Genomic DNA, 10931 nt, shown 5'->3' on the forward strand with positions numbered 1-10931 from the left:
TTAATGACCATCTGCCGCATATTTATCATCGCTTTGCTGTTAATTGTTGCTTTAACGGGCGGCGTTTTCGCGGCGGAAATATGGGTGTCGCCAAAAGGATCAGACAAAAATACGGGTACGCAACAGCAACCATTGGCTACGGTAGCCATGGCGCTGAGAAAGGCGCGCGAACTACGCCGCCTGAATGATGTATCCATAAAAGGAGGCATTCGTATTATGGTAGAGAAGGGACTTTACCAATTAACCGAACCTTTGTTTATCTGCCCCGAAGACTCGGGTACCGCGGATAGCCCCACCATTATTGAAGGCGCCGACAAAGGCGAAACTATTTTAAGTGGCGGTATCAACGTAAACGACTGGAAAAGGCTGGAAGGAAATATCCCCGGTTTACCGTTGAATATTGCCGGGAAAGTATGGGTTGCCAACGCGCCCTTAATTGGTGATGAAGTAGTGAATTTCAGGCAATTATGGGTTAATAATATTAAAGCCACCCCGGCAAGGGAAACAGATGCGCCGTTAATGAGCCGTATTTTATCATGGGATCATCAAAGCCAAACCTGCTGGATCCCTAAACCCGCGGCCTTTGACACCCTGCACATTAAGGGTATGGAAATGTTTATACACCAGTGGTGGGCTATAGCTATACTAAGGGTTAAATCGGCAAAAGTGGCGGGTGATAGTGTAAGGGTATCTTTTTATCAGCCCGAAAGCCGCATCCAGTCGGAACATCCATGGCCTGCGCCCTGGATCTCCAAAAAAACGGGTAACTCTGCCTTTTATCTCAGCAAATCGATACAATTTTTAAACCAGCCCGGTGAGTGGTACCTGGATAGGGAGCATCGTAAAATATACTACATACCCCGCCCCGGTGAGGATTTGTCCACAGCCGCCGTAACTGTTCCTGTCCTTGAAAATATTGTAAAGATTGAGGGGACGATAGATCATCCGGTAAGTTATATCAGTTTTAAAAATATTGGTTTTCAGCATAGCAGTTGGCTCCGCCCTTCAAATGTAGGTTTGGTGCCACACCAGGATGGTATGTATATGCTGGATGCCTATAAACTTAAAATACCCGGTACGCCCGATAAAAAAGGACTGGAAAACCAGGCATGGGTTGGCCGGCCTGTCGCTGCCGTTGAAGTGGCTTACGCTGCTCATACCACTTTTGAAGGCTGCCGTTTTGAGCACCTTGCCTCAACAGGCTTAGATTATCAGCGGGGAACGCATGATGATGAAATAAAAGGTAACCTGTTTAAAGACATTGGCGGAACAGCCATCCTCGCCGGGGTTTATTCGGATGAGGCGCAGGAGGTTCATTTACCTTATAACCCAACCGATAAACGCGAAATATGCAACAATGATCACATTGAAAACAACCTGGTAACCGATGCTACAAACGAAGATTGGGGCTGCGTGGGCATTGGTGCAGGATATGTAAAAGGCATCACCATAGCCCATAACGAGGTTTGCGATGTAAACTATACCGGCATCAGTATGGGCTGGGGCTGGACAAAAAGTACCAACGCCATGAGTGATAACCGCATTACAGCCAATAAGATTCACCACTATGCGCGCAATATGTACGATGTGGCGGGTATTTATACCTTATCGGCACAACCCGGTTCGGTGATCAGTAATAATTATGTAGATAGCATTTATAAAGCGCCCTACGCGCATGATCCCGAACACTGGTTTTACTTATATACCGACGAAGGCTCATCATACATCACCATTAAAAACAACTGGTGCCCTGCAGAAAAATTCCTGAAAAATGCCAACGGTCCCGACAATGTATGGGAAAATAATGGCCCGCAAGTGGCAAACGAAATTAAAAAAGCGGCAGGGGTAGAGCCGGCTTATCAATACCTGCTTAAATACAAAACCGATAACCGGGAAGGCCAGCCCATTAATTATAAGTCGGAATGAGGTCTTTAATTATATACATCACCCGGAAAAGTTTAGGATTAATGATGGTCCTGGTATTGCTGTTTAATGCAGCTGATGCAAGAGTAATTAGCAACCCTTACGCTGTTATTGAAATTACCGCACCGGTTGGGAAAACTATAGATCACCGGCCGTTATTGAGCCTGATTAAAAAGCAAAACCTGCCATTATCGTCAATTTATAAGTGGAGTAATCATTTAGTTATTTACGGTAAAAATCTGAATATAAATAAATTATATAATTTAATTGAAGGGTTGTACCCCGGATTGACAATAAGGAGATATAGCCATCCCTTTTATACTTTCAATAAGCAACAATGTTGCGTTAACTGCATCGTAGCGCCGGAATGGGACAACATAATACTGACGGCCAATTTGGTAAAAGATCCCAAACTGCAGCAGGAATATTTAAACTATCATGCAACCCAGTTTAAGAAATGGCCCGAAGTTTCCTGGGGTTTTTGCAACGCGAATTTTCAGCAACTGCTGGTTTTTAAAAATGGACGGCAGTTGATGTTAGTCATCAGCATCCCCAAAGGTGAAAGCCTGGATAAGCTGGATCCCAAAACAACAGAGAACAACCCAAAGGTGAACGAATGGAATAAATTGATGAAAAAATACCAGGAAGGCCTTCCCGGTACAAAGCCCGGTGAAGTTTGGGTGTTTTTTAAGCCATTGAAAAATCAATAATTGAGTAACTCAATAATTAAATATGAAGGTAGGAATATTAGGATTAGGCGAAGGCCGCAGTACCATGTCGGCAGTATTACAGAGCAACAAACTGGAATTGAAAATGGTATGCGATATGAGTATTGAAATGTGCAAACGCCGTGCAGCGGAATTTAACTTTCATAACTACACAACCAATTACCAGCACATGCTGAGCGATGCAGACATTGATATTATTGCTATTTATACGCCCGACCACCTGCATGCCGAACATGTGAAACAAGCCCTGCATTATGGCAAGCATGTGGTATGTACCAAACCCTTTATTGATGACCTTAGCAAAGCCGCCGAACTACTGGACCTGGTTGAAAAAAGTGGCAGAAGGGTGTTTGTTGGCCAAAGCTCCCGTTTTTTTGAGCCGATGAAAAAGCAACGCCAGGATTATGAAACAGGCCTGGTTGGCGACCTCATCACCATTGAGGCTTATTATCATGCCGATCATCGCTGGTTTTTAGATAAGCCATGGTCGTTACAAAATGCTTTTAAATGGCTTTATGGAGGCTTAAGTCACCCCACAGATTTTATTCGCTGGTATCTGCCCAATATCGAAGAAGTAATGGGATACGGCATGTTAAGCGCAAACGGGGCAAAGGGCGGATTGAAGAACCCGGACACTATGCATTTTATATTCAAAGCAAACGATGGGCGTATTGCCAGGGTAAGCGGCTGCTACACCGGCCCGGTACAACCCGCTACCCGTGACAGCGAGATGAGCTGCATTTTAAGAGGTACCGAAGGCTGTAGCCAGGGCGACTATATGGACCTGCGCTATGCCATAACTGATAAAACCGGCGAAGAAAGGATCATTACGTGGGAACATAAGCTGAAACATTATTTCCGCTTTGAAGGCAAAAGCCACCATGCGGGCGAATACCAGAATTACCTTGAATATTTTGCCGACAGCATTACCGAAGGTTTTACGGCTTACCCCGATATCAAAGAAGGTATTGGCACCATTGCGCTGCTGCAGGCTATGGATCGTTCCCTACAAACAGGCAGGCCGGTTAAAGTTGGCGACATTTTGGCCGAGTATCATTTAACCGCTAATCAACCCGGCGCATGATCATCGCAATGAGCAATATTGTGTCGCGCTTAACGGCCTTGGATTACGCGGTTGTGGCCGTTTACCTGGTCGTGTTGTTAGTGATTGGCTACCGGGCCAGTTTTAGCAATAAAAACAAAAAGGACGAAACACTTTTCCTGGCCAATAAATCATTGGGTTGGCCAAGTATTGGTTTCAATATGTGGGGTACCAACGTGGGGCCATCCATGCTGCTGGCCTTTGCCAGTATTGGCTATAGCACGGGCATAGTAGCCGTAAATTTTGATTGGTATGCCTTTGTATTCCTGATGCTGCTGGCCCTGGTTTTCGCGCCCAAATATATTGCCGCTAAAGTATCTACCATGCCCGAGTTTATGGGCAACCGTTACGGCGACTCGACACGGAACATCCTCGCCTGGTATGCACTCATTAAAATGCTCATTTCCTGGTTGTCGTTAGGTTTGTTTGCAGGCGGCTTTTTGGTAAGGCAGATATTAGGAATCCCCATGTGGCAATCGGTTATTGTGTTGGTTTCATTTGCGGGGCTGTTTGCATTTGCGGGGGGCTTAAAAGCCATTGCCAAAGTGAACGTATTCCAGATGTTGTTGCTCATCGGTGTATCATTAACCTTAACGGTTTTAGGTATAAACAAGGCAGGCGGTCTTTCGGCGGTATTTCATAAAGTGCCCGGCAATTACTGGAACCTAATACATCCGGCCAGCGACGTTAAATACCCCTGGTATGCTATATTGCTGGGTTACCCGGTATCGGCCATCGCTTTTTTTTGTACCGATCAGGCTATGGTACAATCTGTGCTGGGTGCTAAAAACCTGGAGCAGGGTCAGCTTGGTGTTAACTTTATAGGCTGGCTCAAGATCCTGTCGCTGCCCCTGTTTATCCTTACTGGTATTTTGTGCTTTATCCTTTATCCGCACCTGGATGATCCCGCCTTGGCCTACATGACCATGGTGACCAACCTGTTCCCTCCCGGTATGAACGGGCTGGTGATAGTAGTGCTGATAGCCGTTTTGGTGGGTACTATCGGCTCGTCATTAAACTCGTTAAGCACGGTGTTTACCATGGATATTTATGCCGAAAAGATTAACCGCGATGCCAGCAACCACGACCTGATCAGGATTGGTCGGTGGGTGGTTGTTGCAGGCTGCCTGTTTGCAATAGGCATGGCACTGGCTATTGATAGCATTAAAGGGCTTAACCTTTTCGATGTATTTCAATCGGTACTGGGCTTTATAGCGCCGCCACTGGCAGTTGTGTTCCTGCTCACAGTTTATTGGAAACGCACTACACGTAAAGCCGTGAATACTATTCTTTCGGCAGGTTCGGCTTTTAGTTTGGGTACGGGAGTGGTTTACCTGTGGGTGCTGCCATCTGCTAAGTACCATTTCTGGCCGCATTACCTGCTGCTGTCTTTTTACATTTTTGTTTTTCTTGCCGCCCTGGCTGTTGCCATTTCTTTACTGGATACCTCGCCCGAAATTTATAAACCGGATGCTTCGGAAATCAGCCGGATAGCCAAACCAACCAAACGGGTAAAATTAGCCTGGACATTGCTCACCATAGTAATGATTGTTTTATACCTCATTTTTAATGGACACTAAATGAAAAACACTGCTACACATAAAAAATTAAACGGCTGGCACTATGTGATGCTGTGCCTGGGCTTCCTGCTTTTTGCTGATATAGCCCAGGCACAAAAAGCCACCTGGATCTGGTATCCCGGCGACTATGAAGTATGGCTGAGCAATAAAATGCAAAACAGGCGTACGGAGCGTGGAGCATTTCTGCCTCCTTTCTGGAAGCTGGACAGCCATTATGTGCTGATTGATTTTCACAAGGATTTTGTATTGCCCAATGCCGAAAAGGTAGAGCTAGCCGTTGAAGGGCAGTACAACGTAAAGCTGGATGGCAAAGCTTTACCGGGCTATCCAAAATCAATAAATATCCCTGCTGGTAAGCACCGGCTGAGCCTTAAGGTATCAAACCAGGCAAGTGTACCTGCCATATACGTAAAAGGAGAATACCTAATATCTGATACCTCATGGCTGGTTACCTATGAGGATAAGGAGTGGATAGATGAATCCGGTAAAACATCTGATGTATCTGCCACAAAATATGTAGCAGCCGGGGCCTGGAATTTTGATTCATCAGCGCAACTGCCATCAGCGTTCCGTTTGCCTGTGGAAGAGCATCAACCCGAAAAAACTGAAAAAAAAGATCATTCCATACTGGTAGATTTTGGAAAGGAAACCTTTGGTTATGCCAAGCTGATCGGCCTAAAAGGTAAAGGCAACATCAGGCTTTGCTATGGTGAATCAAAGGAGGAGGCCTTGTCTGCCGCTACCTGCGAATTGCTGGATAGCATCCAGGTTGATCAGCCGCAAAAGGCCGATCTTACGATGGAAGGTTCGCGCGCGTTCAGGTACATTAATGTATTGTTTGACGATGATGTGAGCATAGATAATGTAGCCATGCTTTACGAGTATTCGCCGGTTCAGCAGCGGGGGAGTTTCCGTTGTTCTGATGAGCAGGTTAATAAAATCTGGGATGTATCGGCCTATACACTGCATTTAAATACCAGGGAGTTTTTTATTGATGGGATAAAACGCGACCGCTGGGTATGGTCGGGTGATGCCTACCAAAGTTATTTAATGAACTACTACCTGTATTTCGATTCGCCCACGGTTACCCGCACACTGTACGCCCTGCGCGGGAAAGACCCCGTAACCAGTCACATCAATACCATTATGGATTATACCTTTTACTGGTTCATGGGTATTTATGATTATTACCAGTACACAGGCGATAAAGCTTTCATTAAACAAATGTACCCGCGCATGCAAAGCATGATGAGCTATTGCCTTTCCCGCAGGGATAAGGATGGCTTGATGGAAGGCCTGCCCGGCGACTGGGTATTTATTGACTGGGCCGATAAACTAAGTAAAAAGGGAGAGGTGACCTTTGAGCAATTACTGCTTTGCCGCAGCCTGGAAACTATGGCTCTATGTGCCAATATTATGCAGGATCAACCCCAGGCAGCTCAATATCAGCAATTATCAACCAGTTTAAAGTCAAAAATATTTGCTTATTACTGGAATAGTGAAAAGCACGCCTTTGTACACAGCCGTGTAAACGGCGTGCAAACGGATAATGTAACCCGCTATGCCAACATGTTTTCCATCTTCTTTAGCTATTTCACCGAAGCCCAAAAGCAGGAAGTTAAAAAATACGTACTGCTGAACGATAAAATTCAAAAGATAACCACCCCATATATGCGCTTTTACGAACTGGAAGCCTTATGTGCCATGGGCGAACAAAGTTACGTGCTTAAAGAAATAAAAGATTACTGGGGCGGCATGCTCAACCTTGGAGCTACTACTTTTTGGGAGGTATATGATCCGGCCGAAAGCGGCGCTGCGCATTACGCCATGTATGGCCGCCAGTTTGGTAAAAGCCTTTGCCATGCCTGGGGGGCAAGCCCAATTTACCTGTTGGGTAAATATTATTTAGGGGTTAAGCCAACCGCGCCCGCATACCAGCAGTACCTTATTGAGCCAAAACTTGGCGGCTTGCAATGGATAGAAGGCAGTGTGCCAACCCCACATGGCGATATTAAAGTGTATTGCAGCACTAAACAAATAAAAGTAAATGCGGGTAGCGGCACAGGAACATTGCGTTTTGCCAGTAAAACAACACCGGTTTGTAAGGAAGGTGCTATAGCGGCAAAAGGTAACGGTATGTATGAAGTAACCATTCAAAAGGATAAAAAATACACGGTAGCATATAGTGTATTGTGATTGAAAAATAATGGAGGGCTATAGGAGATGCTCAGTTGTCCCTTAGGGACAAAATATTTGTAGAAAAAAATATAGAAAACGTTTGCTCCGTAGGAGCTACCCAAATCGATGAGGAAATTTATTTTTTTAGTATTTAATGTTTTATTTGCCCTTGGTACGCATGCCCAGCTGGTTGATAAAACCCCGGCGCCTATACCCAATGTGCCGGCGGTTTACGATACCGAACCCTGGGAAAATCCATCTGTTGATGGTATAAACCGCGACCCGGCCAGGGCTACAGCTTATTCATACAGCAGTATTAAAGACGCGCTTGCAGGCAACCGTGAAAAATCGGGCAGAATGATGTCATTAAACGGCTACTGGGATTTTAGCTATGCCGTTAAACCGGGCGATGCGCCAAAAGATTTTTATAAAGGCCGGGTAAGCGGGTGGAAAAAGATCATCGTACCCTCCAGTATCGAGATGCAGGGTTATGATAAGCCTATTTATAAAAGTGCTGTTTACCCGTTCCGGCCGGTTAACCCGCCGCATGTACCGCAGGATTATAATGGGGTTGGTAGCTATCAGCGTACTTTTACCCTGCCTCAAAACTGGAAAGATCTGAACATCACCCTGCATTTTGGCGGTGTAAGCTCGGGTTTTAAGGTATGGCTTAACGGCAAATTTTTAGGTTATGGCGAGGATAGTTTTCTGCCGTCGGAGTTTAATATCACCCCTTATTTGCAGGCCGGTGAAAACGTAGTATCAGTGCAGGTGATCCGCTGGAGCGACGGCTATTTTTTGGAAGACCAGGACCAGTGGCGCATGAGCGGCATCCATCGGGAAGTAATGCTGCTGGCCGAACCTAAGCTGAGGATTGCTGATTTTCAGTGGCAGGCCAAGCTGGATAAGCAATATAAAAATGCCGTGTTCAGCATCCGCCCAAGGATGGAGAACCTTACAGGCAAAGCTGTTCCCGGTTATAAAATTGAGGCGCGGCTTTTCGACAAAAACAATAAGGAAGTATTTCAAAAACCGCTGGAGCGTAGTGTGGAGAGTATGATCAACGAGATCTATCCCCGGTTGGATAATGTAAAGTTTGGTTTGCTTGAAACAACGCTGAAAAACCCAGATAAATGGAGCGATGATCAGCCCAACCTTTATACACTTACCCTATCGCTGTTGGATAGCGCCGGGCAAACTGTGGAAGTTAAGAGCTGCAAGGTTGGCATCAGGAGCATTGAATTTGGCAAGGATGATGGTAAATTACTAATCAACGGAAAAGTTACCTACCTGTACGGCGTAAACCGGCCCGACCACGACCCGGTAAAAGGCAAGGCATTATCCCGCGAGGATATTTTAAATGATGTGCGCACCATTAAACGCTTTAATTTCAACTGTATCCGTACAAGCCATTACCCAATGGACCCTTACCTGTATGATCTGTGCGATGAATACGGCATCCTGGTAATTGACGAAGCCAACCTGGAAACACACGGCCTCGGCTCCAAATTAAGTAACGACCCTATGTGGACGGGCGCTTATCTTGACCGTGCAACCCGCATGGTGATGCGCGACAAGAACCACCCCAGCATCATCACCTGGAGTTTAGGGAACGAGGCAGGCAGGGGGCCAAACCACGCGGCTATGGCTGCATGGATCCATGATTTTGATATTACCCGCCCGGTGCATTATGAACCCGCCCAGGGAACCCCGCAGGCCGAAGGTTATATAGATCCCACAGATCCGCGTTATCCCAAAACAAACGATCATTCACATAGGCTTCAAAATCCGATTGATCAGCCTTACGTAGATATTGTGAGCCGCATGTACCCTGGTTTATACACGGCGCCATTATTGGCCAACCAGCAAAACGGCGATAACCGGCCGATATTTTTTGTGGAATACTCGCACGCTATGGGTAACTCCAACGGCAACCTCAAAGAGTTTTGGGATCAGTGGCGATCAACCAAACGCATCATAGGCGGGGCCATATGGGAATTTAAAGACCAGGGGCTGTTAAAAAAAGATTCCGCCGGGGTATCATACTATGCGTATGGCGGCGACTATGGCGAACGCTACTTTGATAACTTCACCATCAAAGGTATCGTTGCTTCAGATGGGCGGCCCAAACCGGCTATTTATGAATGCAAGCATGTTTTTCAACCTGCAGAATGTACGCTGACGGATGCCGGCAAAGCATTGATCAAAATTAAAAACTGGCATAGTACGGCCTCATTGAGTCAATATGATGTATACCTACAGGTGCGGGAAGATGGTCACATCATTGCAAAAAAACAATTGCTGCATATTGATTTGGCTGCCGGTAAGGATACCATCATCAGCATTAAACAATACCTGCCCCATTTTAAAACGGGCCACGAGTATTTAGCCGATATTCATTTTACACTTGCCGAAGATAAACCCTGGGCTGCAAAAGGATATGAAATCGCGGAGGATCAGTTTACACTGACTGGTTTGCCTGTTGTTAAATCAACTACTGCTAATTACCCGGAGATAGCTGTTGATGATGCTAACCCGGCGTATACATTAAGCGGGAAAAATTTCAAGATCCGGGTAGATAAAACAAACGGTGCCTTAAGCTCCTATGTATGGGAGGGACAGCAGCAGGTATTCGCGCCGCTGTTACCACATTTTACACGGCCCGTTACCGATAACGATCACCGGGGATGGAAAGCCGAAAAAAAACTAAAGCCCTGGTTTATCAATCAGCCTCAATTAAAAAATATCGGCATTGACCGCTCTGTAAAGGGCCGGGTGAAAATTACCAGCACTTACACGCTCATTAATGATAGTGCCTCTGTTAAAGTTACATATACCATAAACGGAAAAGGTGCTGTTAAGGTTGATTACAGCCTGGCCGCTGATAAACATTTGCCCGATCTTCCCAAAGTAGGGATGCAAATGGGCATTTTACGGGCCGATAGCAATATAGCTTATTATGGCCGTGGGCCTTACGAAAACTATACAGACAGGCGCACAGGTTCCGAAGCCGGTATTTACAACCAGGTCATCAGTCAGTTTATGGAGCCATATGTGGTACCGCAGGAAAACGGTAACCGCACCGATGTACGTTGGATGCTGCTGCATAATAAAACCGATGGCCTGCTAATAACAGCCGATAGCCTGCTCAGTATGAGCGCCTGGCCTTATACCGAAGATAATATCCTACACGCTAAACATACCAACAAGCTAAAAGACGCGGGTTTTATAACCCTTAATATCGACCTGGTACAAATGGGAGTTGGTGGAAATGATAGCTGGTCGGAGGTGGCGGCGCCATTGGAACAATACCGCATACCTGCAAAGGATTATCATTATACGTTTTATATCGCGCCATGCCGTATAACGGAGGTGTTGATAAAGCAATAGTAGTGGCTGGTGAAATAAAATTTAACTGAC

6 protein-coding genes are annotated in these 10931 nt (G+C 45.8%); all 6 read left to right on the forward strand.

The annotated features are described in order from the left end of the window. Nucleotides 1-3 precede the first annotated feature (3 nt). The 6 genes from AC1DXF_RS17675 (at nt 4) to AC1DXF_RS17700 (ending at nt 10901) form a co-directional block, all read left to right on the forward strand. Nucleotides 4-1926 carry a hypothetical protein gene (locus AC1DXF_RS17675; RefSeq protein WP_477450048.1) on the forward strand — a complete coding sequence of 641 codons (1923 nt, stop codon included), beginning with the start codon at nt 4-6 and terminating at the stop codon, nt 1924-1926. Further along, the gene (locus AC1DXF_RS17680) at nt 1923-2633 is read left to right on the forward strand and encodes an L-rhamnose mutarotase (protein ID WP_477450049.1); all 711 of its coding nucleotides are present in this window, start codon (nt 1923-1925) and stop codon (nt 2631-2633) included. Before AC1DXF_RS17675 ends, AC1DXF_RS17680 begins: the two co-directional genes overlap by 4 nt. A gap of 22 nt (nt 2634-2655) precedes the next feature. Further along, on the forward strand, nt 2656-3735 hold the full coding sequence (locus AC1DXF_RS17685) for a Gfo/Idh/MocA family protein (protein ID WP_477450050.1): 1080 nt from the start codon (nt 2656-2658) through the stop codon (nt 3733-3735). 8 nt (nt 3736-3743) lie between these two features. Continuing rightward, complete coding sequence (locus tag AC1DXF_RS17690) at nt 3744-5333, forward strand: sodium:solute symporter family transporter (protein ID WP_477450119.1); 1590 nt, start codon at nt 3744-3746, stop codon at nt 5331-5333. Then, nucleotides 5334-7529: an alpha-L-rhamnosidase-related protein gene (locus tag AC1DXF_RS17695; RefSeq protein WP_477450051.1), complete on the forward strand. Its 2196-nt coding sequence runs from the start codon at nt 5334-5336 to the stop codon at nt 7527-7529. Nucleotides 7530-7637: 108 nt separating this feature from the next. Next, nucleotides 7638-10901 carry a glycoside hydrolase family 2 TIM barrel-domain containing protein gene (locus AC1DXF_RS17700; protein WP_477450052.1) on the forward strand — a complete coding sequence of 1088 codons (3264 nt, stop codon included), beginning with the start codon at nt 7638-7640 and terminating at the stop codon, nt 10899-10901. The last annotated feature ends 30 nt before the right edge of the window (nt 10902-10931 follow it).

This window comes from Mucilaginibacter sp. P2_A5 (assembly GCF_056404995.1).